The sequence below is a fragment of the Saccharothrix coeruleofusca genome, from assembly GCF_014648515.1.
Taxonomy (GTDB): domain Bacteria; phylum Actinomycetota; class Actinomycetes; order Mycobacteriales; family Pseudonocardiaceae; genus Actinosynnema; species Actinosynnema coeruleofuscum.
The window spans coordinates 48,806-74,500 of the sequence record NZ_BMRG01000018.1 but is presented as its reverse complement, the minus strand read 5'-3'; the positions used below and the strand labels follow the sequence as shown (position 1 = coordinate 74,500).

At 73.2% G+C, this 25,695-nt stretch carries 21 protein-coding genes; 9 read left to right on the top strand and 12 right to left on the bottom strand.

The window, feature by feature from the left end; translation table 11 throughout:
- The first annotated feature begins 590 nt into the window (after positions 1-590).
- Complete coding sequence (locus IEZ00_RS30045) at positions 591-3,779, top strand: S8 family peptidase (RefSeq protein ID WP_189226737.1); 3,189 nt, start codon at positions 591-593, stop codon at positions 3,777-3,779.
- On the opposite strand, the gene IEZ00_RS30040 is transcribed toward IEZ00_RS30045, so the two are convergent.
- The 4 genes from IEZ00_RS30040 to IEZ00_RS30025 all read right to left on the bottom strand — a co-directional run bounded on the left by IEZ00_RS30040 (position 3,766) and on the right by IEZ00_RS30025 (position 8,032).
- Positions 3,766-5,484 (bottom strand): alpha-glucosidase, encoded by a 1,719-nt coding sequence (locus IEZ00_RS30040; protein ID WP_189226736.1) that lies wholly within the window; start codon positions 5,482-5,484, stop codon positions 3,766-3,768. The genes IEZ00_RS30045 and IEZ00_RS30040 overlap by 14 nt on opposite strands.
- Before the next feature lie 97 nt (positions 5,485-5,581).
- A complete protein-coding gene (locus IEZ00_RS30035; RefSeq protein ID WP_189226735.1) occupies positions 5,582-5,926 on the bottom strand; it encodes an MDR/zinc-dependent alcohol dehydrogenase-like family protein in 345 nt (114 codons plus the stop codon).
- 132 nt (positions 5,927-6,058) lie between these two features.
- Positions 6,059-6,958, bottom strand: coding sequence for an aldo/keto reductase (locus IEZ00_RS30030; RefSeq protein WP_189226734.1), 900 nt, complete (start codon positions 6,956-6,958; stop codon positions 6,059-6,061).
- Between the two features lie 324 nt (positions 6,959-7,282).
- Positions 7,283-8,032 (bottom strand): SDR family NAD(P)-dependent oxidoreductase, encoded by a 750-nt coding sequence (locus IEZ00_RS30025; RefSeq protein WP_306344707.1) that lies wholly within the window; start codon positions 8,030-8,032, stop codon positions 7,283-7,285.
- 143 nt (positions 8,033-8,175) lie between these two features.
- Here IEZ00_RS30025 and IEZ00_RS30020 point away from each other — a divergent pair, with 143 nt between their 5' ends.
- Positions 8,176-8,919 (top strand): 3'(2'),5'-bisphosphate nucleotidase CysQ, encoded by a 744-nt coding sequence (locus tag IEZ00_RS30020; protein ID WP_189226733.1) that lies wholly within the window; start codon positions 8,176-8,178, stop codon positions 8,917-8,919.
- A 242-nt stretch (positions 8,920-9,161) separates the two neighbouring features.
- On the opposite strand, the gene IEZ00_RS30015 is transcribed toward IEZ00_RS30020, so the two are convergent.
- A complete protein-coding gene (locus IEZ00_RS30015; RefSeq protein ID WP_189226732.1) occupies positions 9,162-10,013 on the bottom strand; it encodes a DUF4394 domain-containing protein in 852 nt (283 codons plus the stop codon).
- 154 nt (positions 10,014-10,167) lie between these two features.
- Positions 10,168-10,581: a hypothetical protein gene (locus tag IEZ00_RS37350; protein WP_229796228.1), complete on the bottom strand. Its 414-nt coding sequence runs from the start codon at positions 10,579-10,581 to the stop codon at positions 10,168-10,170.
- A gap of 59 nt (positions 10,582-10,640) precedes the next feature.
- Between IEZ00_RS37350 and IEZ00_RS37345 the strand changes: the two genes are divergently transcribed.
- Positions 10,641-11,015 carry an EamA family transporter gene (locus IEZ00_RS37345; protein ID WP_229796227.1) on the top strand — a complete coding sequence of 125 codons (375 nt, stop codon included), beginning with the start codon at positions 10,641-10,643 and terminating at the stop codon, positions 11,013-11,015.
- A gap of 14 nt (positions 11,016-11,029) precedes the next feature.
- Here IEZ00_RS37345 and IEZ00_RS30000 read toward each other — a convergent pair whose 3' ends face one another.
- Complete coding sequence (locus IEZ00_RS30000; RefSeq protein ID WP_189226731.1) at positions 11,030-11,383, bottom strand: STAS domain-containing protein; 354 nt, start codon at positions 11,381-11,383, stop codon at positions 11,030-11,032.
- Between the two features lie 184 nt (positions 11,384-11,567).
- Between IEZ00_RS30000 and IEZ00_RS29995 the strand changes: the two genes are divergently transcribed.
- Positions 11,568-12,512 (top strand): anti-sigma factor RsbA family regulatory protein, encoded by a 945-nt coding sequence (locus IEZ00_RS29995; protein WP_189226730.1) that lies wholly within the window; start codon positions 11,568-11,570, stop codon positions 12,510-12,512.
- A 108-nt stretch (positions 12,513-12,620) separates the two neighbouring features.
- The gene (locus IEZ00_RS29990; RefSeq protein WP_189226729.1) at positions 12,621-13,115 is read left to right on the top strand and encodes a hypothetical protein; all 495 of its coding nucleotides are present in this window, start codon (positions 12,621-12,623) and stop codon (positions 13,113-13,115) included.
- Positions 13,116-13,142: 27 nt separating this feature from the next.
- On the opposite strand, the gene IEZ00_RS29985 is transcribed toward IEZ00_RS29990, so the two are convergent.
- The 5 genes from IEZ00_RS29985 to IEZ00_RS29965 are packed head-to-tail and all read right to left on the bottom strand — an operon-like array spanning position 13,143 to position 17,980.
- Positions 13,143-13,793 (bottom strand): ABC transporter ATP-binding protein, encoded by a 651-nt coding sequence (locus IEZ00_RS29985; RefSeq protein ID WP_189226728.1) that lies wholly within the window; start codon positions 13,791-13,793, stop codon positions 13,143-13,145.
- On the bottom strand, positions 13,790-14,584 hold the full coding sequence (locus IEZ00_RS29980) for an ATP-binding cassette domain-containing protein (RefSeq protein WP_189226727.1): 795 nt from the start codon (positions 14,582-14,584) through the stop codon (positions 13,790-13,792). Before IEZ00_RS29980 ends, IEZ00_RS29985 begins: the two co-directional genes overlap by 4 nt.
- Entirely contained in the window at positions 14,581-15,402 is an 822-nt protein-coding gene (locus tag IEZ00_RS29975; protein ID WP_189226726.1) for an ABC transporter permease, read from the bottom strand. The genes IEZ00_RS29980 and IEZ00_RS29975 overlap by 4 nt, the downstream gene beginning before the upstream one ends.
- Before the next feature lie 8 nt (positions 15,403-15,410).
- Positions 15,411-16,388, bottom strand: a complete 978-nt coding sequence (locus IEZ00_RS29970; RefSeq protein WP_229796226.1) for an ABC transporter permease — start codon at positions 16,386-16,388, stop codon at positions 15,411-15,413.
- A complete protein-coding gene (locus IEZ00_RS29965) occupies positions 16,382-17,980 on the bottom strand; it encodes an ABC transporter substrate-binding protein (protein ID WP_229796225.1) in 1,599 nt (532 codons plus the stop codon). Before IEZ00_RS29965 ends, IEZ00_RS29970 begins: the two co-directional genes overlap by 7 nt.
- 726 nt (positions 17,981-18,706) lie before the next feature.
- Here IEZ00_RS29965 and IEZ00_RS29960 point away from each other — a divergent pair.
- The 4 genes from IEZ00_RS29960 to IEZ00_RS29945 are packed head-to-tail and all read left to right on the top strand — an operon-like array spanning position 18,707 to position 25,693.
- Complete coding sequence (locus IEZ00_RS29960) at positions 18,707-20,743, top strand: Agd3-related carbohydrate-binding protein (RefSeq protein ID WP_229796224.1); 2,037 nt, start codon at positions 18,707-18,709, stop codon at positions 20,741-20,743.
- Positions 20,740-22,854, top strand: coding sequence for an Agd3-related carbohydrate-binding protein (locus IEZ00_RS29955; RefSeq protein ID WP_189226723.1), 2,115 nt, complete (start codon positions 20,740-20,742; stop codon positions 22,852-22,854). Before IEZ00_RS29960 ends, IEZ00_RS29955 begins: the two co-directional genes overlap by 4 nt.
- A complete protein-coding gene (pelF, locus tag IEZ00_RS29950) occupies positions 22,851-24,338 on the top strand; it encodes a GT4 family glycosyltransferase PelF (protein ID WP_189226722.1) in 1,488 nt (495 codons plus the stop codon). Before IEZ00_RS29955 ends, pelF begins: the two co-directional genes overlap by 4 nt.
- On the top strand, positions 24,335-25,693 hold the full coding sequence (locus IEZ00_RS29945; RefSeq protein ID WP_189226721.1) for a hypothetical protein: 1,359 nt from the start codon (positions 24,335-24,337) through the stop codon (positions 25,691-25,693). Before pelF ends, IEZ00_RS29945 begins: the two co-directional genes overlap by 4 nt.
- Positions 25,694-25,695: the final 2 nt, after the last annotated feature.

The window sequence follows — 25,695 nt, the reverse complement described above, 5'->3', positions numbered from 1 at the left end:
TCATCCGGCGGTCGAGGTCGGCCACCACCACCGGACATCAGCCGCACACTGCCACTACTCGCTGTTGCCCTCCTCGGCGGGCATCGGGGGGTTGCCGCACCGGGGAGGCTCGAACGCCGTGCCGGGCGGCGGTGGGATCACCGGCGCGACGCGGTGCCGCGCCCAGTGACGCGGCGGATCACCTCGTCGATCAGGGCCCCCTGGGTGAGCGCGCGGTAGCAGCTCTAGACGCCCGGCCGCGACCACGATCGCCGAGCGGCCAGCAGGACGTACAGGGCCGTCATCGTCTTGTGGTGGACCAGACGTTGGTGATGGTTTCGTGCCCCACGGGGTGGTGCGCGTTTCGTCGACGTACCCGCATCCGATCAGCCCGCCCCGCGCCGCGTGGGCGGCACCCGCCGCTCCCCCTCGGTCACCGGCTCCTCCTCGCGCTCCGTCGACCACGGCGGCTCCGAAGGCGAGACGCGCGAGAAGGCTGCGGCCCACGCGGCGGGCAACCGTTACGCCAACACGCTGAATGACGGAACACCCCCACAGGTGTTTCCTGGATTCGGGGTCCGCGCGCGCGAACCCCGAATCCGGGAGGCAGCGTGACGCCCCACCGCAGTCCTGCGGTCTTCTCCGCCGCCGTGCTGATCGCCGGTGTCCTGCTGTCGGGCACACCACCGCACGTGGCCACCGCGGCGCAGTCGTGGTCCCCGCACCCCGACCGGTCGATCACCCTGATCACCGGTGACCGGGTGCAACTGGGCGGTCCTCGGGGCCTGACCGTGGTCCCGGCGCCGGGGCGGGAGGCCATGGGGTTCCGGCAGAGCACCGACGAGCACGGCGACACCCACCTCGTGCCCTCCGACGCCGCCGCCCCGGTGGCCTCCGGGTGGCTGGACCCGCGCCTGTTCAACATCTCCCTGCTCGCCGCGACCGGCTACGACGACGCCACCCGCCGGGACATCCCGCTGATCGTGGCGCGCTCGAACGCCCGACCGACCGCCGCCACCGCGGTGCGCGAACTGCCGAGCATCGACGCGATCGCCGTGCGGGTGGCCAAGTCGTCCGCGTTCTGGTCCGCCCGCTCGGCCACGAGCACGACGCGGATCTGGCTGGACGGCCCGATGAGCCCGCATCTGGACCGCAGTGCCGCGCAGATCGGCGCGCCCTCGGCGTGGCGGGCGGGGCACACCGGCAAGGGCGCCACGGTCGCGGTGCTGGACACCGGTGTCGACACCACCCACCCCGACCTGGCGGGTGCCGTGGTGCGGGAGCGGGACTTCACCGGCAGCGCCAGCGGCCCGACCGACCGGTACGGGCACGGCACGCACGTCGCCTCGATCATCGCGGGCCGCCACGACCGGTACACGGGTGTGGCGCCCGGTGCCGCGCTGCTCAACGGCAAGGTGCTGCCGGACAGCGGTTTCGGCCTCGAGTCCGCGATCATCGCGGGCATGGAGTGGGCGGTCGCCGAAGGCGCCGACGTGGTGAACATGAGCCTGGGCAACGCCACCGCCAGCGACGGCGCCGATCCGGTGTCCCGGGCGGTGAACCGGCTCACCGAGCGCACCGGCACCCTGTTCGTGGTCGCCGCGGGCAACACCGGCGACCTGGTCGGCAGCCCCGCCGCGGCGGACGCGGCGCTGACCGTGGGCGCGGTGGACGAGCGGGACGCGCTGGCCGACTTCTCCAGCCGGGGGCCGCGCCTGGCCGACGACGGCATCAAGCCCGACATCACCGCCCCCGGCGTGGACGTCGTGGCCGCCCGCGCCTCGGGCAGCTCGCTGGGGCAGCCGGTCGGCGATCGGCACACGCGGGTGTCCGGCACGTCGATGGCGGCACCCCACGTGGCGGGCGCCGCGGCGATCCTGGCCGCGCGGTACCCGCACTGGCGGGCCGAGGACGTCAAAGCGGCCCTGACCGGCAGCGCCAAGGCCGACCCGGCGCTGTCGGTCTTCGAGCAGGGCGCCGGTCGCGTCGACCTGGCGCGGGCGGTGTCCCACGTCGTGCACGCCACCCCGGCGGCCATCGGCAACGGCCTGGTGCGATGGCCGCACACCGACGACGAGCCCGTCGACAGGGTGGTGACCTACCACAACGCGGGAACCAAGCCGGTGACGCTGGCGGTGGAGGCCGACGTGCGCGCCCAGGACGGAACTCCCGCGCCCGCCGGCATGTTCACCGTCGCACCGCGCGAGATCACCGTCCCGGCGGGTGGTCGGGCCGAGGTCACGGTCACCACCGACACCGCGGTGGACGGCGTCGACGGCCTCTACAGCGGAACGGTCACCGCGACCGGCGGTGACAGCACCATCCGGACTCCGCTGGCGGTGACCCGCGAGGTGGAGAGCTACGACGTGCGGCTGACCTTCCTCGGGGCGGACGGCCTGCCGACGCCCGACTACGACTACCGGTTCATCGGCATCGACCACCAGAAGTCGTACCAGTCCTACGACGAGTCGGGAACGGTGGTCGTCCGGCTGCCCAAGGGGCACTTCCACCTCCAGGCGCACACCCGGACCGGCCCGGCCGAGTCGGTCCGGGTCGAACCGGCCTTCGTGGTCGAGCAGGACACCGCGCTGACCGTGGACCACCGCGAGGGCAAGCCCCTCGGGTTCGCCGTCGACCGCCCGGAAGCGAGGTCGAGCGGGGCGAGCGCGGAGTTCTCGCTGCGCGCGGAGTGGGGCGAGGCGCGTCTCCTGCTGCACCTGCACGGCTTCAACGGCTACCTGGTCACGCCGTCCAGCACGTCCGCGCCGGGGAAGTTCACCTTCACCGCCGAGGCGACCATGGCCCGGCCGGGCGGCAGCGGGGGCTTCACCACCAGCCCGTACCTGTACCACCTGCGCCGCGTCGAGGACGGCCGGGTGCCCGCCGACCTGCTGCGGACCGTGCGTGACGACGAACTGGCCGTGGTCAGCGCGGTGCACGCGACCACCCTGCCCGGTCGCGTCGGCGAGCGCGACGGGGACGTGGTGCGACCGCTGCCGTTCACCCTGGAGGAGCTCTACACGCCGGACCAGCCGTGGCACGGCGAGTTCGCCCAGGTCCCGCGCGCGCACCACCGCCCGTGGGACGGGCACCAGGGCACCGCCGCGCCGCGGGTGTTCCGACGCGGCCAATCGGTGGTGGAGCGGTGGAACCACGGCGTCCAGGGCCCGGCGTTCCCACCGTCCACGCGCGGTCTGGCCACCCGTTCCGGGGACCGGATGGCGTTCGACATCCCGCTGTACTCCGACAGCACCCCCAACCACATCGGCTACGGCCCGCACTCCGGGACCACCGAGCTCTACCGGGGGCAGGAGAGGGTCGGCGAGGCCCGGTCGCAGGCGGGCACCGGCCAGTTCGCCGTGCCGGGCGGGAGCGCGACCTACCGGCTGCACGTCGACGCCCTCCGCGCGGACACCGCCGAGGTCTCCACGCGCGTCACGGCGGACTGGACGTTCCGGTCCGGCACGACCGTCGGGCAGACGCCGCTGCCGCTGCTCGCCGTGCGGTTCGCGCCGGGGCTGGACGACTGGAACCAGGCTCCGCGCGACGCGCCGACGGTGCTCGACCTGACCGTGGACCACAACGGCGGCGCCCGCTCGGCGCGTCCGACGCGGGTCGAGGTGTCCTATGACGACGGCGCGAGCTGGCAGCCGGTGCAACTCCGGCGCCACGACGACCGCTGGACGGCGGAGCTGGCGCACCCGCCCAACGCGGCCCACGTGTCGCTGCGGGCGGGCGCGGCTGACGACGAGGGCAACTCCGTTGACCAGACGATCATCCGGGCCTTCACGCTGAAGTAGTCAGCTCCAGCACCAGGGCCGCCCACGGGGAGAGCGCCAACTGTCCTTCGTGGACTTTCCCGGGCTCGGTGTTGGACAGGACCACCTCGGCCGCGGACCACTCCGGGGCCACCTCGACCGTCCGCCCGGTGCCGCCGAGGTTGGCCACGACCAGCAGCCGGGTGCCGTCGAGCGCGCGTTCGTAGGCGTAGACCTGCGGGTCGTCGGCCAGCAGCATCCGGAACTCCCCCAGCGCCACCACGGGTTTGGTGTGCCGCAGCCGGATCAGCCGCTGGTAGTGCCGGAACACCGACCGCGGGTCGTCGTACTGGGCGGCGGCGTTGAGCCACGTGTGGTTGGGGTTCACCGCGATCCACGGCGTGCCGCTGGTGAAACCGGCGTTGGGGGTGTCGTCCCACTGCATCGGCGTGCGGGCGTTGTCCCGCCCCATCGCGCGCAGCCCGCGCAGCACGTCCTCCGGCGACCGCCCCTCGGCGACCGACCGGTGGTAGTGGTTGAGCGACTCCACGTCGCGCAGATCCGCCAGGCCCGCGAACGGCGCGTTGGTCATGCCGATCTCCTCGCCCTGGTAGACGTAGGGCGTGCCGCGGTGCAGGTGCAGCACCGTGGCCAGGGCGGTGGCCGACTCGCGCCACCAGCGCCCGTCGTCGCCGAAGCGGGAGACCACGCGGGGCTGGTCGTGGTTGTTCCAGTACAGGCTGTTCCAGCCGGTTTTGGCCAACGCGGTCTGCCAGCGGCCCAGCGACGCCTTGAGGTCGCGCAGGTCCAGCGGCCTCGGGTCGAACTTGCCGCCTGGCCCGTGGTCCAGCGAGACGTGCTCGAACTGGAACACCATGTCCACCTCGCGCCGGGCCGGGTCGGTGAACAGCCTGGCGTCCTCCCAGGTGACGCCGGGCATCTCGCCGACGGTGAGGAACTGCCCCTCGCGGCCCGCGAAGACCTCGCGGTGCATCTCCTGGAGGAACTCGTGGACGCGCGGGCCGGTGCAGAAGTGCGGGAACCCGTCGCCCAGCGCACCGGTGCCGGTGGTGACGCCGTCGGGCAGGGCCGGGTCCTTGGAGATGAAGTTGATCACGTCCATCCGGAAACCGTCCACGCCCCGGTCCAGCCACCAGCGCATCATCGCGTGCACCGCCCGCCGCACCTCGGGGTTCTCCCAGTTGAGGTCGGGCTGCTTGCGGTCGAACAGGTGCAGGTAGTACTCGCCGGTGGCCTCGTCCAGCGTCCAGGCGGGGCCGGAGAACAGCGACTCCCAGTTGGTCGGCTCGGCGCCGGGCGCGCCCGGCTCGAACCCCTCGCGCGGTGGGCGCCACCAGTACCAGTCGCGCTTGGGGTTGTCGCGGGAGGAGCGCGACTGCGCGAACCACGGGTGCTCGTCGGAGGTGTGGTTGACCACCAGGTCCATCACCAGCTTCATGCCGCGCTCGTGCACCTGCGCCAGCAGCCGGTCGAAGTCCTCCAGCGTGCCGAAGACGGGGTCGATCGCCTGGTAGTCGGCGATGTCGTAGCCGTTGTCGGCGTGCGGGGAGAGGTAGACCGGGGACAGCCAGACCACGTCGACGCCCAGCCGCCGCAAGTGGTCGAGCCGGGAGGCGATGCCCGCCAGATCGCCGATCCCGTCACCGTCGGAGTCGGCGAAGCTGCGCGGGTACACCTGGTACACCACGGCCGAGGTCCACCACGGGGCGTCGCTGTGCGGGGTCATCGCCGTCCTTCGTGCCGGGGGGGGCGGGGCACCCCGAAACTACCGGGAGGCGATCACCTCCGCCGCTCACCACCCTCTCGCCGCGACGCGGTCGAGCTCATGGCGCGACGTCCTCGACGGCCGCGGCCCGAACCCGCGGACCGGCCGTGTAGAGCACCAGGAACTGCAAGCGCGCGTTGAGCACCGTGGTCCGCGCCACGTCCAGTTCGACCGGCGCGCCACCGAGGTTGGCGTAGGTCGAGATCGTCCCCCGAGGCCGCAGCACGGCGAGGCCCAGCGCGAGGTTCGCGCCGGGTGCCACCTCGGCGACGGCGTCGACCACACCCGCGCCGTCGAGGTGGGGGACGACCTCCGGGAACCGCTCGGGGTGGGCGCCGGAGCGGGCCTGCCAGTCGGTCGGGCTGCCCCGGACACGACGACCCGGACACGACGACCCGGACACGACGACCCGGACACGACGCCCCGGACGCGGACCTCACCGGGACCGGATTCGGGCACGTCGCGCTCCACGAACCGGAGCACCTCGGGACCGCCGTTGTCGCGGTGGGCGATGGCCTTCACGACCCGCTCCCCCTCACTCGGCGTCGAGCACGAGATCGACGGAGCGGGACTCCACGGCGTCGAGGGCGGCCAGCGTCGCCGCGTCGAAGGTGATCCCACCGGCCGCCACGTTGGCCTCCAAGTGGTCCGCGTCGGCGGTGCCGGGGATGAGCAGCACGTTCGGGGCGTGGTGCAGCAGCCAGGCCAGACCGACCTGGGAAGCGGTGACGCCCAGGGCTTCGGCCGCGGCGCGGACGGCGGACTCCTCGGTGACCTTGGGCAGTCCGGGGAAGGCGCCGCCCAGCGGGAAGAACGGCACCCAGGCGATGCCCTCCGCCACGCACAGCCGCAGCAGGTCCTCGTCGCCTCGGGAGACGAGGCTGTAGGCGTTCTGCACGCAGGCGATGCCCGCGGGCAGGGCGCGGCGCAGGCCGTCGAGGGTGACGCTGCTCAGGCCGATCGCGCCGATCTTGCCCTCGTCGCGCAAGGCGGTCATCACCGCGAGCTGGTCGTCGAGGTCGACCAGCTGGTCCCCGTGGGGCCGCAGCCCCGGACCGGCGTCGAGGCGGCGGAGGTTGACCACGGCCAGCTGGTCCACCCCCAGGCTGCGCAGGTTGTCCTCGACACTGGCCCGCAGCTGCTCCGGGCGCTGCGCGGGCCGCAGCGGCACCCGCCCGCCGGGGTTGGGGTCGGCGCCGACCTTGGTGACCACCAGGACGTCGTCGTCGGTGCCCAGCACCTCGCGGATCACGTCGTTGACGAAGCCGAAGCCGTAGAACTGGGCGGTGTCCACGTGGTCGACGCCCAGCTCGACGGCGCGGCGCAGCAGCGCGACGGCGTCGTCCCGGTTGCCCCGCAGGCGTTCGAGCTGCATCGCGCCATAGCCGATCCGGGACACGGTGCGGCCGGCGAGCGAAGCGGTGGGTGAGCTCATGGAAGGGTCTCCGCAGTTGGTGGTCGCGTCAGGGTCAGGACTGCGCGCACTCGGCTCCACCCGACGAAATCTGCGCACTGTGGACAGTGTTGAGCACCCTGCCCCGATCGCCGAGCCGACGGCGCGAGCGCGGCGCCTCCGTGAGGACAACCTACAACGTCCGACTGACAACTATCAACATCTGTCAGCCACTCATTCAGGTGAGTTGTGCGTTCGCCCCCACAGACACCGAGCGTCCAGGACCTCCGGGTAGTAGTTCTCGGCCCGGACGGGCACCTCTGGTACTACTTGCCGACGTGCCGGAGGTGGTGGTCGCGGGCGCGATCAGCGCCCTCGCTCCGCGCCGCCGTTGACCTGGACGACCTGGCCGGTCACGTGGGCCGCGCCCGCGGAGGCCAGCCACGCCACCGTCTCGGCCACGTCGGCGGGCGTGCCCGCGCGGCCGGTGTGGGTCTGGCCGACCAGCACCTCCTCCCGCTCCGGGGACATCCCGCCCTTGAAGAACTCGGTGTCGGCGATGTAGCCGGGAGCGACCACGTTCACCGTGATGCCGCGCGGCCCCAACGCGGCGGCCAAGTCGTAGGCGTACGGGTGCAGGGCCGCCTTCGACCCGCCGTAGGAGCCGGAGCCCGATCCTCGGTAAGCCGCGATCGAACTGAGCAGCACAACCCGGCCGTCATCGGCGATCCGCCCCCGCAGCGCCTCGGTGAGCAGCACCGCGGTGAGCGTGTTGAGGCGGAAGTTCTCCACCCAGTGCCACGCCACGCCCGCGATGCCCTCGGGCACGTCCGGCGGCGCGCTCATCAACGCGTTGCCGCCCGCCGAGTTGACCACCACGTCCACCGAGCCGATCCGCCCCGCCACCCGCTCCGCCTGCGCGGGCTCGGTCAGATCGGCGGCCACCGCCACCGCCGCCGGTGCGCCTGGGTGCCGGGACGCGATCTCCACGACCACCCGGTCCAGTACCTCGGCCCTGCGGCCGATGAGCACCACCTGCTCGCCGTCGGCCGCGAAGCGCAGCGCGACCGCCCGACCGATGCCGGTCCCCCCACCGCTGACCACCACTGTTCGCACCAGTCCACTCCTTGTCCGGTTGGTAGCGGGCGAAGCCCCCGGTCGACCATCCTGCCGGTCCCGTGCGCGGACTGGGCGACCCGCGCGGCCGCGACGCCGATATCGTCTTGCTCGGCCCGACCCCGACCACCAGGAGCCGCCCCGTGGACGACCACTCGCTGGCCCGCCTGCTGGCCACCCTGGCCGGAGACCTGCTGCTGGAAGTGCGCCGCGAGCGCACCGACCTGGCAGGCGCGGAGCTGGGCCGGGAAGGGGATCGACGAGCGCACGCGATGCTGGTGAGCGCCTTGCGCGAGCACCGACCCGACGACGCGGTGCGGTCCGAGGAAGGCGAGGCGGCGCTTGACGGGCACCGGTCGGGGAGGTTGTGGATCGTCGACCCGCTCGACGGCACCCGCGAGTACGGCGACCGGGAGCGCGGTGACTGGGCCGTGCACGTGGCGCTGTCCGAGCGCGGCAAGCTGCTCGCGGGGGCGGTGGCGGTGCCCGCGACCGGGCGCACCTTCGCCACCGACGAAGCCGCGCTGGCCCCGGCGCCCCCTCGGCCCCGGCCTCGGGTGGTGGTCAGCCGCAGTCACCGGCCGCCACTGGTGGACGCGCTGGCCGAGGTGGTCGACGTGGACCTGGTGCCGATGGGCTCGGCCGGGGTGAAGGCGGTCGCGGTGCTCACCGGGGCCGCCGACGCCTACGTGCACGCGGGGGGCCAGTACGAGTGGGACAGCGCCGCGCCGGTCGCGGTGTCCGCCGCGGCGGGCGCGCACACCTCCCGGATCGACGGCAGCGAACTGGTCTACGGCAACCCCTCGCCCAGCATCCCGGATCTGCTGATCTGCCGCCCGGAGCTGCGCGACACCCTGCTCACCGCCCTGGCCGCCGCGCGCTCCTGAGCCCTCCGGAAACCGGCTCACCGGTGATGTCCCGCCCCGACCGGGCACGTCGAGGACGACCGCCATGAGTCCACTGTGGACACCAGGGCGAGGTCTTGCCGGAGGCCGTGCGCATCGCGCGTCGGAAGGACGAGAGCACCTGCGGGACTGCCGGGCAGATGTGGAGCCGTGGTTGCACCACCCGACCAGCACGGCGAGCCCGCCCCCGCGGTGGGGACGGGCTCGCCGTGCTCGGGTGCGGGTCAGTACGGCGGGTTGAGCGCGACGGCGATGTCACCGACGGACAGCGGGAAGCTGCCCACCGCGGTGGCCGCGCCGCTGAGGAGGTTGATGGTGTAGAACGCCGATCCGCTCATCGTGTTCAGCGCGGCGAAGGCCAGCAGCGAGTCGGCCTTGCCGCCGACCAGGTTGCTGTAGATGTCGAACCCGGCGTTGACCCCGGCGTCCACTCCGAGCGATCCGGTCGGGGCCAGCGTGCCGTCGTTGGGCGGCGACTGGATCAGCACCTGATCGCCGGCGGTGCCGATGTCGAACAGCGTGGTCCCGGTGCTGCTGTTCAGGTCGTTGTTCGTGTAGGCCGCGGCGGTGACCCCGGTGGCGGTGGCGCCGTTGAGGTTGAGCGGCTTGTCCTTGATCGTGGTGCCGTCGTTGAGGTTGTGGCGCAGGTTCTGCCCGGTGTCGCTGATCACCCGCAGCCGGTCGGCGGCGGGGTTGAAGTCGACGCCGAAGTTCTTGCCCTCCAGCGACACGGCGAGCTGGGAGACCTTCGTGACCGCGTCGCCGGTGACCGGGATCTTGTAGATGCCGCCGTAGTTGCCGACGCCGTACAACGCACCGTCCTGCACGCGGAAGTCCAAACCGACCAGCGCGGTGTCGTGGCCGCTGAGCCCGGTCACCGTGCGGACCCAGTCGAACACCTGCGGGTGATCGGTGGTGAAGGTGAACATCAGCTTGCCGTCGGCGGTGATCCCGTAAGCCCGCAGGGACGGCGGCGCGTCCGCGCTGCCGCCGCTCGCCGAGCCCACGACCATCGCCGTCGTGGCGGACAGGAGCACGGCCGCCGCGGCGACCCCCCTCTTGATCCGTGCCTTCATGGCCCATCCCCTCCTGAGTCGCTCGCCTGGAAGAGCGATCGACTCGAAGCTAGGAGGCGGGGCTGGGTGCGAGCTGAGCGCGCGCTGAGCGCGGGGTTTCCACCCGAACGTCGAACTCGAGAGTCGTGGACGTCCGACTCGCGGAGGTGGGCGGCTACGGCGTGGGCGGGGACCCGAAGCGGGCCAGCAAGGTCGTGAGGATCGTTTCCAGCCGTTGGGCGTCAGCGGGTTCCAGCACGTCGAACGCCCCCTCGCTCAGCCCGTGCCTGCGGTAGACGAGGCACAGCTCCTCGGTGAGCAGCGCCGCGAGGCGGTGCGGGCGGCCGATGACGCCCTGGGGCGTCACGTCCACGTCAGGGCGCTCGCGGGCCCACTCCGCCTGGATGCGCGCTACGTGGTCGGCCATGGTGACGATGCTGCTGGCGGGACCGCTGCTGGCAGAGCGCCCGAGCACGCCACCCGCGGTCGGCGCGGTCATCGGGGTGCTCGGCGTGGTGCTGCTGCTCGCCACCGGCGCCCAGGCCGTCGACCCGCTCGGCGTGCTCGCGTCGGTGGCCGCGATGGTCATGTCCGCCCTCGGGCACGTCCTGACCAGGAGATGGGGTTCGAAACCTGCCGGTGCTCCCGATGACGGCCTGGCAGTTGCTCGCGGACGGCGGCGTGCTGATCGTGCCCGCGCTCGTGGTCGAGGGCGCTCCCCCGACGCTCACCCCCGGCGGCCTGCTCGGCTTCGGCTACCTCTGCGCGGTGGCCACCGCGCTGGGCTTCACCGCCTGGTTCACCGGCCTGCGGCACCTGGGCACGGGCGCGGTCGGCCTCATCGGCCTGCTCAACCCCGTGACCGGCGTCCTGCTGGGGACGCTGCTGGCGGGCGAGGCGCTGACCGGTCGCCGGCACCTGGGGCTCGCGCTGGTGCTGGTGGGCGTGCTGCTGGGCCAGCCCGCGGTCGCGCGCCGGATCGCGCCGCCATCCCGGACGCCCGAGGGGGTCGGCGGTCGGTAACCCGCGCCCGGCGGTCAGCGGCGCGCACCGCCGGGCGGCGGACCGTCGCTGATGGCGAACAGCCGGTCCAGCGTGGCCATCCGCAACGCCGCCAGCACCGCGCTGCGCGGACGGGCCAGCAGCAGCGAGCCACCCGAGCCGGTGGCCGCCTTGTGCAGGCGCACCAGCGCGCTGAGGGCGCTGGAGTCGCAGAACACCAGGCCGTCCAGGTCCAGGACCAGCTCGCGGCCCGCCTCGGCGAGCGGCACCGCGGCGTCGAGCAGCGCCGGTGTGGTGGCGAAGTCCAGCTCTCCCGCGACCGCCACCACCACCGGCCCGCCACCACCGCGGTCGTCGACGTCGATCGACAACTGCACCTGCTCCTCCACCGCCACCCCCTCACACGTCCCGTCGGAGGCCAGTCGACCACGCCGGCCGCTGGTCCGGCCACCCGCGGCGACCGGGTGACCCGCGCGCCCTGTGTTACCGTCAATGAACGGGCCACCCCTGGTCCCCTCCCACCGGCGGGCGCACCGCGTGGGGTGAACCGTCCTCCCCGTGAAGCGGAATGCCATGACCACCGCACCTGCTCCGCACACAGGCCCCTTCACGCATCCCGCCCTGTTCTACCGCGGCGAGGACGACTACCTCGGAAGTGTCGTCCCGTTCATCACCGAGGGGCTGGCGCGCGACGAGCCGGTGGCCGTCGCGGTGCCCGCTCCTCGGCTGGCCGCGCTGCGCGCCGCCTTGGGCCCGGCCGCCGAGCGGGTGCGCTGGCTGGACATGACGCGAGTGGGCCGCAATCCCGGTCGGATCATCCCCGGCGTGCTGCGCGCGTTCGCCGACCCGCACCGGGGTCGGCGGGTGCGCCTGGTCGGCGAGCCGATCTGGCCGCTGCGCTCGGCCGCCGAGTACCCCGCCTGCGCCCAGCACGAAGCGCTGATCAACTACTCCTTCGCGGGCCGCGACGTGGCCATCCTGTGCCCGTACGACGTGCGAGGGCTCAGCGGGCAGGCCCTGCGCGACTCCGAGATGACCCACCCGGTGCTCATCGACGGGGGCGTGGAGCGCGCCAGCGACCACTACGCGCCCGAGCACGTGGTGCGGGCCTACAACCGCCCGCTGCCGCCCCCTCCCGCGCACGCCACCCCGGTCGACCTGTCCTCGCCCCGTCCCGCGGCCCGGTTGCGCGCGCTGGCCACCGAGCACGCCCGCGAGCTGGGTTTCCCGCCGGACCGCGTGGACGAGGTGCGCCTGGTGGTCACCGAACTGGCCGCCAACAGCGTGCTGCACGGCGGCGGCACCGGCACGGCCTGGCTCTGGGCCGATCGGACGCACCTGTTCTGCCAGGCCAGCGACCGCGGCCACATCACCGACCCGCTGGCCGGGCGCAGGCCCGCCGCACCGGAGCAGCCACGCGGACGGGGCCTGCTGCTGGTCAACCACCTCGCCGACCTCGTGCGCACGCACACCACCCCGGAGGGCACCACGACCAGGGTGCGCTTCGCCCATCGCTGAACGCCAGGGAGTTCCCATTAGTTCCCGTTCGGGCAGGATTCAAAACGAGGTGTTGATTACATTGCACAGTTGCGGCGTCGAGGGCTTCTCTTCGGAGAGGATGACGTCGTGAACAAGGCACAGAAGATCGCAGCGGCGTGGTCTGCCCTGTCCGCGCGGGAGTTGACCGAACAAGTTCGGCACCTGGTGAAGGCCAGGGACGCGGCCGCGCGGGCCACGTGGGCCGCCGTGCGCGAAGACCCCGTGCTGGCCGCTCGCGCGCGTGGCGCGCTGGCCGGGCTGAAGGCGGAGTTCCGCGGTCACCGCGACGAGGGCATGTGGCTGCTGTGGATCGCCCAGGCCCAGCAGCAACTGGCCGCGCCCACCACGAGCGCGCAGGCTCCTGCCCCGAAGTCCACGGTGGACTCGCGCCGGAAGTCCACGGTGGACGCAGGCGCGAACCCCGCGGTGGACTTCCTGGCCGATGCCGCGGTGGACGCCAGGACGGACTCCGCGGTGGACTCAGCGCCGGTGCTCACCGCGCCGGTCGTGGTCGCCCCGCAGCGCCGCGCGAGCGCGCCCGCCGTGCTGTTCCAGGAACCCCTCGGCTCCACCGCCAACTGACCAGCCCCGCGGGGTGGGGCGAGGGCGTCACGGCGTCCCGGCCCGTGCTCCGCGGGAGAGGTCGGCGAAGTCGAGGACGCGGTCGGCGACGGCGTCGAGCAGGGGGCGGTCGTGGGAGATCGCCAGCACGCCGATGCCCTCCGCCCGGACCGCGGCCAGCAGCGAGTGCCACAGGCCCGCCTGGGTGATCGCGTCGAGGTTGGCGGTGATCTCGTCGGCCACCAGGAAGCGCGGCCTGGCCAGCAGCGCCCTGGCCAGGGTGACCCGCTGGGCCTCCCCTCCGCTGATCTCGTGCGGGAAGCGGTCCAGCAGCCGGGGCGGGACCAGCTCCGGGTCCAGCGCGGCGATCACCTCGTCCGGGGCACCGGTCTCGGCCAGGGTGGCGCGCACCTTCCACAGCGGGTCCACCGCCAGCTCGGCGTGCTGGAAGACCAGCTGCACCGGGTTCGGGCGTCGCTCGCGCCGGTTCGGTCGGGGTGGGTGGCCGTCCACGGTGACCTGCCCCCGGCTCGGCGCGGCCATCCCGGCCAGCAGCCTGGCCAGGGTGCTCTTGCCCGCGCCACTGGGCCCGTGCAGCCCCACCACCTCCCCCGCCGCCACGGCCAGCGACACGCCGCGCACCACCCACGGGTCTCGCGGGCCGTAGCGGAACCAGACGTCCCGCGCCTCCAGCGTCATGCGTCCTCCGGCAGTCCGAACCCGTTGGCGGGCAACGCCCGCCACAGCGCCCTGGTGTACGGGTGGGACGGTCCGCCGCCGCGGAAGTCCGCCGGTCGGGCCTCGTCCACGGTGCGACCCCCGCGGCAGATCACCAGGCGGTCGGCCACCTCCAGCGCCCCGGACAGCTCGTGGGTGATCAGCACGACCGCGCGACCCTCGTCGGCGGTGCGGCGCAGGTCTGCCAGCACCGCGCGGACCGCCTCCTCGGGCAGGCCGGGCGTGGGCTCGTCGGCCAGCACCAGGCTCGGGTCGGCCATCATCGCCATCGCGGCCAGCACGCGCCGGACCATGCCGCCGGAGAGCTGGTGCGGGTGCATCCGGGCCACCTCCGGGCCCAGCCCGCGCGTGGCCAGCGCGGCGGTGGCCGCGCCCCTCGGGTCGGGCAGGCCCGCCAGCTCGGCCGAGCGGCGCACCTGGCGGCCGACCGGGACCACCGGGTCCAGGAAGGTCACCGACTGCGGCAGCAGCGCCACCTCCCGGCCCGCCAGCGCGCGCCGCGCGGGAACGTCCAGCGGCCTGCCGTCGAACCGGATCTCGCCGGTCTCGGTGGCGTTGGGCGGCAGCATCCCCAGCACGGCGTGCGCGAGCAGGGTCTTCCCCGCACCGCTGGCGCCGACCAGGGCGACCAGCTCCCCCCGGTGCGCGGTCAGGTCCATCCCGGACAGCGCGACCACGGTGCGGCGGCGCAGACCCCGGTCGTACTGGTCGAAGGAGACGCCCAGCGCGTCGATCTCCAGCAGCGCGGTCACCGGTGGTGGCTCCTCGGGTCGAGCAGGGCGCGCAGGTTCTCGCCGATCCCGTCCACCGCCTTGACCACCAGCAGCAGGCACGCGCCCGGCAGCACGGCCAGCCACCACGCGCCCGCCGACAGGAAGCGCATGGACTCGGCCAGCAGCACGCCGATCGAGGGCTCCGCCGGGTCCACGCCCAGGCCCAGGAACGACAGCGCCGCCTCGTGCAGGATGGCGTGCGGGAACAGCAGCACGGTGCCGACCAGGAAGTGCCCGACCAGGTGCCGGGCGACGTGCTCGCGCGCGATCCACCACCGGCCTCGGCCCAGCTGCGCGGCGACCGCAACGTAGTCCGAGCCCACCACCTGCCTGGCCTGGCCGCGCAGCACCCTGGTCAGGGTCGGCCAGTGGGTCACCGCCACCGCGATCACCACCGCCTGGGTGCCGCCGCCCAGCGCGAAGGCCAGCAGCACCAGCAGCACCAGGTGCGGCAGCGCCAGGAACAGGTCCACCAGCCAGCCCACCGCGGCGTCCACCCGAGGTCCGCCCACCGTGGCGGCGCAGGCCAGCACCAGCGCGATGACCGCGGAGACCACCGCGGCCGACGTGCCCACCACCAGGCTCAGCCGCAGTCCCGCCAGCACCCTGGCCAGCACGTCGCGGCCCAGCCAGTCGGTGCCGAACCAGTGCGCGACCGAGGGCGGGCCGTTGCGCTCGGCCAGCGCGGTGGTCCGCGCGGCCTCCTCCGCCACCGCGCCCGCGATCACCACGGCGGCCACGACGAGCACCGACAGCGCCAGCATGACCAGCGTCTTCCCGCGACGGTCCCACCTCATCCCGCTGCTCACCGCCACCTCCGGTGGTCGGCCCGCGGGTCGACCACGGCGTGCACGCGGTCCCCGATGGCGTTGCCCGCGTACACCAGCACCGTGGTGAACAGCGCGATGCCCAGCAGCAGCGGCACGTCCTGCCCCAGTGCCGCGGTCGTGGTGGCCGCGCCGAGACCGGGGTAGGAGAACACCTGCTCGGCCAGCACCGACCCGCCGAACAGCTCGCCCAGCGAGCCGAACTGGAGCAGCAGCGCGGGCGCGGCGGCGTTGCGCACCACCCGGTGCAGCACCAGGCCCAGCCCCCGGTCGCCCTGCGCCCTGGCGAACGCCACGTGGTCGGAGGCCATCGTGGCGACCACCGCCTGCCGGGTGTGCAGGACCACCGGGGCGACGCCCACCACGCTGAGGGTGATCGCGGGCAGCGCCAGGTGGTGCAGCCGGTCGAGCGGGCCGACCTCCGCGGCGGGTACGCCGATCGGCACCGCGCAGCACACCGGCGCCCAGTTCAGGCTCACCGCGAAGACGTAGAGCAGCAGCAGGCCCACCCAGAAGGTGGGCGCGGAGGCCAGGGTGTAGGCCCACCAGGTGATCACCCGGTCCGCGGCACGTCCCTGCCGCACGCCCGCCACCACGCCCAGCGCGAACCCCAGCAGGCCGGACAGCAGCCAGGCCAGGGCCATCAGGGCGAGGCTGGTCAGGAACTTGTCGCCGATGACCTCCAGCACCGGCCGGTTGAAGGTCAGCGAGTGCCCGAAGTCGCCCCGCACCAGGTTGCCCAGCCAGGTCAGGAAGCGCTGGGGCGCCGGGTCGTCCAGGCCCCACCGCTCGACGATCAGCGCCCGCTGCTGCGGCCCGAGCGCGGCCACGTCGCCGCCGACGTAGGCGGCGACCGGGTCGACCGGCGAGTTGACCATCAGGGCGAACGACGCCACCGCGACCGCGGCCAGCAGCAGCGCCAGCCTGCCAAGGCGCTTGGCCAGCGCGGTCAGCACTTCCAGCGCCAGCCGACGATGCCCGAGGTGATCGGCCAGCCGTGGCCGTGCGGCTCGACGCCGGGCTCCCCCACGTCCAGGCAGGAGTCGACGAAGTAGGTGTGCTCCAGGTTGACCAGCCAGGCCCAGGCCGCGTCGGCGGCCGGGCCGAAGCCGTTGCCCCGGCCGTCGTGCTGCGCGGCCTTCCAGTGCGCGGTGGCCTGCTCGGGGTCGGTGGCGGCCATGGCGGCGTCGAGGTGGGCGTCGACCTCGGCGCTGGCGTAGAAGCCGGGGTTCCACAGCTCGGTGCCCGCCAGGGCCGAGTGGTGCAGGTTGAACATCTCGGTGGGGTCGTGGCTGCCCCAGCCGAACAGCACGGCGTCGGCGTGCATCCGGGTGCGGATGACCTCCCAGCTCTCCCCCTTGGCCGTCACCGCGACGCCGACCGGTTCGAGCATGTCGGCCACGGCCAGCGCCAGGCCCTGCCGCAACGAGTCGCCCGCCGGGTAGAGCAGGGTGAACTCCGCGCGCACACCGCCGCGCTCGCGGGTGCCGTCGCCGTCGGCGTCGGTCCAGCCCGCGGACTCCAGCAGCTGCCGCGCCCGGTCGGGGTCGTTGTCCGGCACGGCCGAGGCGGGCTCGTGCCAGGGCAGCCCGTCGACCGGGCCGGTGGCGGGGCTGCCGAACCCGGCCAGCACGCCGTCCACCAGCGCCCGGCGGTCCAGCGCCGCGTTGACCGCCTGGCGCACCGCCTTGTCGGAGGTCACGGCGTTGCCGATGGGGTGGCCTGCGGCGCTCTTGCGGCCGGTGTCGGGCGCGTAGGGGAACATGATCCCCCGGTTGTCCACCGAGGTCACCCGCACCAGCTCCATGCCGGGCACCGGTGAGCCCGCCAGCGACGAGGGCAGCGCGGCCACGTCGACCTGGCCGGACCTGGCCGCCGCCAGGGTGGCGTCCTCACCGGTGAACACGAACACGACGCGCTCGAAGGCGGGCTTGGCGCCGTAGTAGCCGTCGTTGCGCCGGACGATCAGCTGCTGGCCCTCGTCCCACTGCTCCAGGACGAACGGTCCGGAGCCGACCGGCTTGCGCGCGTAATCGGGGCCGTGGGCGTGCTGGGGCACGATTCCCAGCGACACCAGCCGGTTCACGAACGTGCTCTGCGGTGCGGTCAGCCGGAGTTCGACGGTGTCGTCGTCGACCGCGACGGCCTCCTTCAGCGCGGTCACGTCGGTCAGGCCGCCGCTCCTGGCGGCGGTGGTGAAGGTGTAGGCGACGTCGCGCGCGGTCAGCGGCGTGCCGTCGGTGAACTCGGCGTCGGTCCGGATGTCGACCGTCCAGACCAGACCGTCGGAGCTCACCGAGTGGTTCGTGGCCAGGTCGTTGGCGATGCCGAGGTCGGCGTCGCGGGTCAGCAGCGTGGACTGGAACAGCGGCGCCCCGTAGCGGCCCCACCCCAGGGTGGGGTCGTAGCCCTCCTCGGACTCGCCGCCGATGGCCAGCCTCAGCTCGGTCGGGGCCGGGCCCGCCGCGCCGTCGGCGCCTCCCGTGCACCCCGCCGCCACGACCGCCGCCGCGGACAGCACCGCCGCACTCCGGGTGAACCCGCGCACCACACCGCCCCCTCGTCCCGCTGTTGCCAGCTATTCGTAACAAGCAGCCCAACGCGACTGGGCGACCTGAGAGCCAACTCACACCACCCCGCCGGGGCGCACCGCGCTCCCCGCGGACTGTTTGTGCCACGAACCGGTACCGCAACAGTCACGTCTCGATAAAGGACGTGCGCGGGCGTCGGGCGGGCCGGTAAAGACGGCGGATCACACATCCGCCGGCACCCGCCGGGCGTCTCGGAAATTTTGACGAAATGTGCGGAATAAGGGGCCCGGTTACCGCCGAGTTCGCCATCCGGCCCCAGGGCTCCGGTGGGCCGTTCGGCTCTCGCCGCTACTCCTGAAAACAAAAGGAATATCGAGCGAAGCGCGGTACCCCCTCCTGCGGATCGCGCATATCTTCTCTTTGCGCGTCCCGAGATGCCCTGAACAGGGGGAGGTCGGATGCTCTCGGATGCTCCGCCGCACCACTTCGCCCAGTGCCCCGCGGAGACCGATGGGACAACCGACCGGGAATAACCGCCGAGGGTCGCCACCAGCTCTGCACGCCCTCCCCGACGAGCGGGGAGGCAGCGGAACCGCCCCGGAAGAGCGGGGAAATCCGCAGAAGTACGGAATTCAACGACTTCCCGAAGGGATCACACCGTGGTTACCTCACGCGTGCGCGCGAAGTGGACCGCGTCATTGTTGGCAACGGTGGTGGCCACCGCGACGGCACTACCACCAGCGGTGCACGCAAGCGCCCCGGACAGACACAGACACGGGATCATCCTGGGCGACGTCGCCCGGCCGAAGGCCCCCGCGCCGCCGAAGCTGGCGGTGTCGGACGGCGCCCTCCCCCCGACCAAGAGCACTCCCCCCGCGTCCAGCGCGAACACCGCCGCCGCCGAGCCGAACAAGGTCGCGCTGCGCGTGCTGGTGATCGCGCTGGACTCGGCCGACTTCGGCCTGCCCACCTGGCGGGCCGTGCTGGACCGCGCGGGCACCCCCTACGACGTGCTGCTGGCCGGGAGCCAACCGCTGACCGGTGAGCGGCTGCTGCGCCCCGACGGCGTGGGCCGCTACAACGCCATCCTGCTGACCGACAACGCCCTGCTGCACCCCGACGGCGCGGGCGGCTACACCAGCGCGCTCAACACCGACGAGTGGCAGGCGCTGTGGGCCTACGAGCGCGCCTACCGGGTGCGCCAGGTCTCCCTCTACACCTCGTGGGGAACCTTCCCGGAGGACTACTGCCTGCGCCCCGGCATCGAGGGCGGCGTCGGCGGTCCGCTCAACGCGTCGCTGACCAGCACGGGCGCCCGGTTCTTCGACTACCTCAAGTCCTCCGCGACGGTGCCGATCCGGGACTCCTACCTCTACCGGTCCACCCTCGCCCCCGGCTGCGACGCACAGGCGCTGCTGACCACGGGCAGTCACGCGCTGGGCGTGGTCAGCACCTCCACCGACGGACGCGAGCGCGCGGCGCTGACCTTCTCCTCCAACGAGCACCTGGCGCAGACCGACATGCTGGGGCACGGCCTGCTGCGCTGGGCCACCCGAGGGGTCCTCGTGGGCGAGCGCAGGCACTGGATCAACGTCGACGTGGACGACTGGTTCAACTCCAGCGACCACCTGCACCCCGACGGGCGGCTGGAGACCGATCCCGGCTTCCGGCTCAGCGGCTCGGACGCCAACGGCACCCACGCCCAGCAGAACGCCCTGCGCGCGGCCTACCCGCAGGCGGCGGGCTTCACCCTGAACCTGCCCTACAACGGCGGCGACCTCGTCCCCGAGGCACCCTCGCTGTGCAGCTCGACGGGCACCCCGGACTCGCTGACCAGCTACTCCAAGTGCCTGTCGGGCAACTTCCGGTGGCTCAACCACACGGTGAACCACCCCGAGCTCAACGCCACCAACTACGCGGTCAGCCGCGCCGAGATCGGCGACAACCTCACCATCGGCAGGCAGGCCGGGCTGACCGTGCCCACCGACGTGCTCAAGACCCCCGCCTACTCCGGGCTGGGTGTCTACCACCCCGACCCCAACGCCCCCGACACCGACCCGCCGACGGACTTCGGCCTGGCCGCGTCGAACAAGGCCATGCTCGACGCCGCGCACGACCTGGGCGTGCGCTACCTGCACGGCAACATGTCGTTCACCAGCCACCGACCGAGCTGCTTCAACTGCGGTCTGTACCACCCCTTGAAGTCCTCCATCATGGTCGTGCCGGACTGGCCGACCAACATCGGCTACCACACCACCGCGCCCGCCGAGGAAACGCTGTTCTACAACCAGATGTACGGGCCGCAGGGCAGGTTCCCCTACCACGACCACAACCTCACCTACGCCGAATTGCTCGACTATGAATCGGACGTGGCGCTGCAGCACGTCATGAGCGGTTCGGCCTACGCGCACACCCTGCACCAGGGCAACCTCAGGCAGTACGCGGCCAACCGCAGCCTGACCTTCGACTGGCTGCAGGCGGTCGTGGCGAAATACGCCGCCAACTACCAGGTGCCGCTGCGGAACCCGGATTGGCCCGCGCTGTCCACCTACGTGAAAGCGCGCACCGCGCACTTCGCCGAACTGGCCGCCAAGCGGGACGCGGTGTGGGACAAGGGGACCAACAGCGTCACCTTCACCCCGGCCACGACCGGTTCGCTGTTCCTCACCGGCGTGACCTCCACCGCGGGCACCACCGACCGGTACGGCACCGACACCGTGGTGCAGCTCCCGATCACCGCCGGGACCCAGCTCGTGGCCACGGCGACGCCCCGCGCATGACCGCGTCCCGATCACGACTGGGGCTGCGCGGACCCCTGCTGGCCGCTCTCGCGCTGGCCATCGGGGTGATCACCGCGGTGAGCCCGTCCAGTCCCGGTCCAGGGGGCGCCGCGCCGTCGCGCGACGGCGCGGCGCCCCCGCCGGTCCCGGTGCCGGTCGCGGCCAAGCAGCAGGTGCCGGTGCGCTTGACCGACCCGCCGCGGGGCGCGGCGGGTCGGGGGGACCTGGTGGCGCTGCGGCAGCTGGTGGTCGCCACCGGCCCGGACGACTTCGGCCTGGCCACCTGGAAGGCGGTGCTGGACGGCATCGGCTCGCCTTACGACGTGCTGCTCGCGGGCACCGAGCCGCTGGTGCCGCAGCGGCTGGTGCACCCCGACGGCACCGGCCGGTACAACGCCGTGCTGCTGACCAACAACGCCCTGCTGCGCCAGCAAGCCGACGGCGCGTACGCCAGCGCGTTGGACGACGCGCAGTGGGCGGTGCTGTGGGACTACGAGCGCGAGTACCGGGTCCGCCAGGTCTCGCTGAACACCTACCCCGGCACCACGCCGGAGGACCACTGCCTGCGCATCCGCGGGGAGGGACCGGTGGGCCGGGACCCGGTGCCGCTGACGCTCACCCCGGCCGGTCAGGACCTGTTCGACTACCTGGCCCCGCAGGCCCGCATCCCGCTGTCCGACTCCCACCTCTACCGCGCCCGCCTGGCGGAGGGCTGCGCGGGGCAAGCGCTGCTCTCCGCCGGGGACGACGTGGTCGCGGTGGTCGCCAAGGCGCCCGACGGGCGCGAGCGCCTGGCGCTGACCTTCGCCACCGGGCCGGACTCGATGTCCGCGCTGCTGCTGGGCTACGGCATGGTGCGCTGGGCCACGCACGGTGTGCTGCTCGGCGAGCACCGGCACTGGTTCAGCGTCGACGTCGACGACTGGTTCAACGCCACGCTGCGGCTGCGCGCCGACGGCGGCAAGGACCTGTTCCGGCTCAGCGGCGCGGAAGCGGCCTCGGTCGCCGCCCAGCAGCGCGCCCTGCGCGAGCGGAGCCCGGTGGCGTCGGCCTTCACGCTCAACCTGCCCTACAACGGCAGCAGGTTGAACACCAGCGCGCCCGCCACGTGCGAGGAGAAGGACACGCCGGACCCGTTGAGCAGCTGCTCCAAGCGGCTGGTCGACCAGTTCCGGTGGATCAACCACACCTCGACCCACCCGCAGATGAACGACACCTCCTACGACGTCAGCCGCACCGAGATCAGCACGAACCTGGAGATCGCCGCCGCGGCCGGGCTGCCGGTCCCGCCCACCGTGCTCAAGACCCCGGAGTACTCCGGGCTGGGCGTCTACAACCCCGACCCGCAGTCGCTCGACCCGCCCACGGACTTCGGGCTGGCCGCGTCGAACAAGGCCATGCTCGACGCCGCGCACGACCTGGGCGTGCGGTACGTGCAGGGCAACATGTCCTTCGACAGCCACCGCCCGGCCTGCTTCAACTGCGGCATCGACCACCCGCTGCGGCCGGAGCTGTTCGTCGTGCCCGACTGGCCCACCAACGTCGCCTTCGAGGCGACCACGCCCGAGGAGCAGACCGTCCTCTACAACGCCGAGTACGGCCGCGAGGGCCGCGCGCCCGACCACGCCGACCAGGACCTGACCTACGAGCAGTTCGTGGACGCCGAAGCCGAGGTGGCCCTGCGCCACCTGGTGAGCGGCTCCGCCTACGCCCACACCCTGCACCAGGGCAACCTGCACGAACACGCGCCGGGGCGCAGCCTCGCGTTCGACTGGATCGGTGCCACCGTGGACAAGTACGCGGCCTACTACCGGGTTCCGCTGAAGAACCCGGACTGGCTCGCGCTGGCGGGGTACGTGCAGGGCCGCAACGCCCACTTCGCGGAGCTGTCGACCCGCCGGGACGCGGTGTGGAACCGGGCGACCGGCGCCATCGACTACGTCCCCGGCGCCGACGGCGCGCTGTTCCTCACCGGGGTGCAGCAGCGCCCGGCCACCGACGAGGACCAGCGCTCCGCCGACGAGGGCGAGACCTACGGCTCCGACCCGGTGGCGCGGGTCGGCCTGACCGGTGGCGAGCGGGTCACCCTGATGGCGAGCCCGCGCCCATGACCACCTCCCAGCACCGGGGCGCGATCACCGGCCCCGCGCAGACCACGAACATCCGGCCGGACACCGGAGCGGGCACCAGGGCGCTGCGGATCGCGCTCATCTCCGAGGGCACCTACCCGTTCCACCCCGGCGGGGTGAGCCTGTGGTGCGACCAGCTCGTGCGCGGGATGCCCGAGCACGCCTTCACCGCCGTCGCGCTGACCGTCGACGGCTCCGAACGGCCGACGTGGCCCGCGCCGGACAACCTGGTGGAGGTGGTGAACCTGCCGCTGTGGGGCAGACCCCGGCGGCGGAAAAGAAGTCGCTCCGCGGACTTCACCGCCGCCCACGAAGCTCTCCTCCGGTCGTTCGTGCCGCACACCGCGGACAGCGCGGACGCGCTGCTGGCCGCGCTGCGGCGGTTGTTCGACCTGTCCCGGTCAGCGGACCCGGAGCCTGCGTTGACCTCCAACGACGCGGTGGGCAGGCTGATCGACGTCGCCGCCGAGGCGGGCACCCGGTTGTCCCTGCGCGACGCGGCGATGGCGACCGACCTGCTGGCGCACCTGCTGCGACCGCTGTTCCACCCGCCCATCCGGGCGGACGTGTGCCACCTGGCGATGAACGGGGTCAGCGCGCTCGTGGCGATGGCCAGCAAGTGGGCCTACGGCACCCCGGTGCTGATGTCCGAGCACGGTGTCTACCTGCGCGAGCGGTACCTGGGCATGGTCGCCGAGCCGCTGCCCCAGCCGGTCAAGGTGCTGCTGCTGAGCTTCCACCGCGCGCTGGCCGGGGCGGCCTACCGCTGCTGCGACATGCTGACCCCGCACTCCAGCTACAACCGGCGCTGGCAGCTGCGCAACGGCGCCGACGAGAAGCGGATGCGCACCATGTACAACGGCATCGACCCGGAGGACTTCCCGGTGGCCCAAGGGGAACCGGACGTGCCGACGATCGTGTTCGTCGGCCGGATCGACCCGCTCAAGGACCTGCACACGCTGATCCGCGCGTTCGGGCTGGTGCGCCGGGAGCTGCCCGAGGCGCGGCTGCGCATGTTCGGCCCGGTGACCGCGGCAAACCGCGGCTACCACGCGAGCTGCGTCGCGCTGGTGGAGGAGCTGGGGCTGTCCGGCTCGGCGGTCTTCGAGGGGCTGATCCCCAAACAGGTCGACGCCTACCACGCAGGCCACCTGGTCGCGCTGACCAGCGTGTCCGAGGGCTTCCCGTTCAGCGTGGTGGAGGCGATGTCCACCGGCCGGGCCACGGTCTGCACCAACGTGGGCGGCGTGTCCGAGGCGGTGGGGGACGCCGGTTTCGTCGTGCCGCCGCGCGACCACGCCGCGGTGGCGCGGGCGTGCCTGCGGCTGCTCACCGACGGCGGCCTGCGGCGCGAGCTGGGGCAGCGGGCGCGGCAGCGGGTGATGGAGAACTTCACGCTCCAGCGCTGGAACGACAGCTACCAGGCCCGCTACGCCGAGCTCGCGCTGCTGGGCAGGTCCGGATGAGCGTCGCGGACCTGGTCGGGCGGGTCCAGCCGCTGCTGCCCGCACCGGTGGACGAGCTGCAGGTCGCCGCGCTGCTGGAGAGCCAGGGCGTCACCGACCAGGCGGCCGTCGAGCAGTACGGGGCGGCCGACGTGTTCGCGCTGGCGCAGGAGGTCTTCCAGCGGCTGCCGCGCACCCCCGTCCCCGCTCCGGAAACCTCGCTGCCGCGGCGTTCCTGGCACGACGCGGCGCACGGCCTGCTGTACCTGATGCCCTCGGCGGTCTACCCGGCGGTGTTCGCCGTGCTGGGCGGACCGGTCATGGCGCGCGGGATGGTGCTCGCGACCGCGGTGGGCTGGGTGTGGGGCGCGGGCACGAGCTGGGTGGCGCACCAGCTGCTCGGCCTCGGCGCGGCGGGCAGCGCCGACCGGGCGCAGCGGGTGATGAGCGGCATCGGCGTGACCGCGGTGCTGGCCGGGGCGGTCGCGCTCCTGCCGTGGGGCGGCGGCCTGCCACTGGTCCTGTTCGCCGTGGCGCAAGCGGCTGTCCAAGCGGCGTACGGGATTCTGCTCTTCCACCGCGAGCAGCCGCTGCTGCTGGCGGCGATGCTGCCCGCGGGACTGGCGGGCCTGGTGCACCTGGCATCGGGTTACGACGACGCCTTCGCCCCCGTGGTGCTGCTGTTCGGCGGCGTCTCGGTGCTGTTCGCGCTCGCGCTCGCCTGGCGCGCCACTCGGGGCACCCGCGACGCCGACGGCGTCCGGCCGCCGACGCGGTCGGCGCTGGCGCGCGGCGCGCTGCCCAACGCGGCCTACGCGGCGGCGTGCGCGGCTTTCCTGCTCTACACCGACGCGCGTTACGTGCTGGGGGCGGTGGACCTCGCGGTGGCCGCGGCGCCGCTGGTGCTCGGCATGGGCGTGGTCGAGTGGCGGGCCAACCGGGTCTTCGAGCAGGCCGACGACCTGATCCGGGGCGACCTGCGGCCCGCGCAGTTCCAGCGGGCGGTGTGGCGGGTGCTGCTGCGCGAGCTGACCACCTGCCTGGTGGCGTTGGGCGCGTTCGCCCTGCTGCTCCTGCTGGTCCTGCGGTGGGCGGGCGCGCTCACCCTGCACGGCGCGCTGCTGATCGACGGGCACGTCCTGCTCGGCGGCGCGTTCTTCCTCGGCTTCGTGCTGATCCGCACCGGTGGTCCGGCCCGGCCGCTGGCCATCGCCTCCGGTGTGCTGCTCGCCTGCGTCGCGGTGGCCGAGACCGCGGCGGACGCCTGGGGTCCGCACGGCCACGTGCCGGTGTTCCTGGTGGGCAGCGCGGTACTGCCGGTTCTCATGCTGGGGGCGCTCCGCGGGAGCGTCGGGCAAGTTCGGCACCACTTATGACA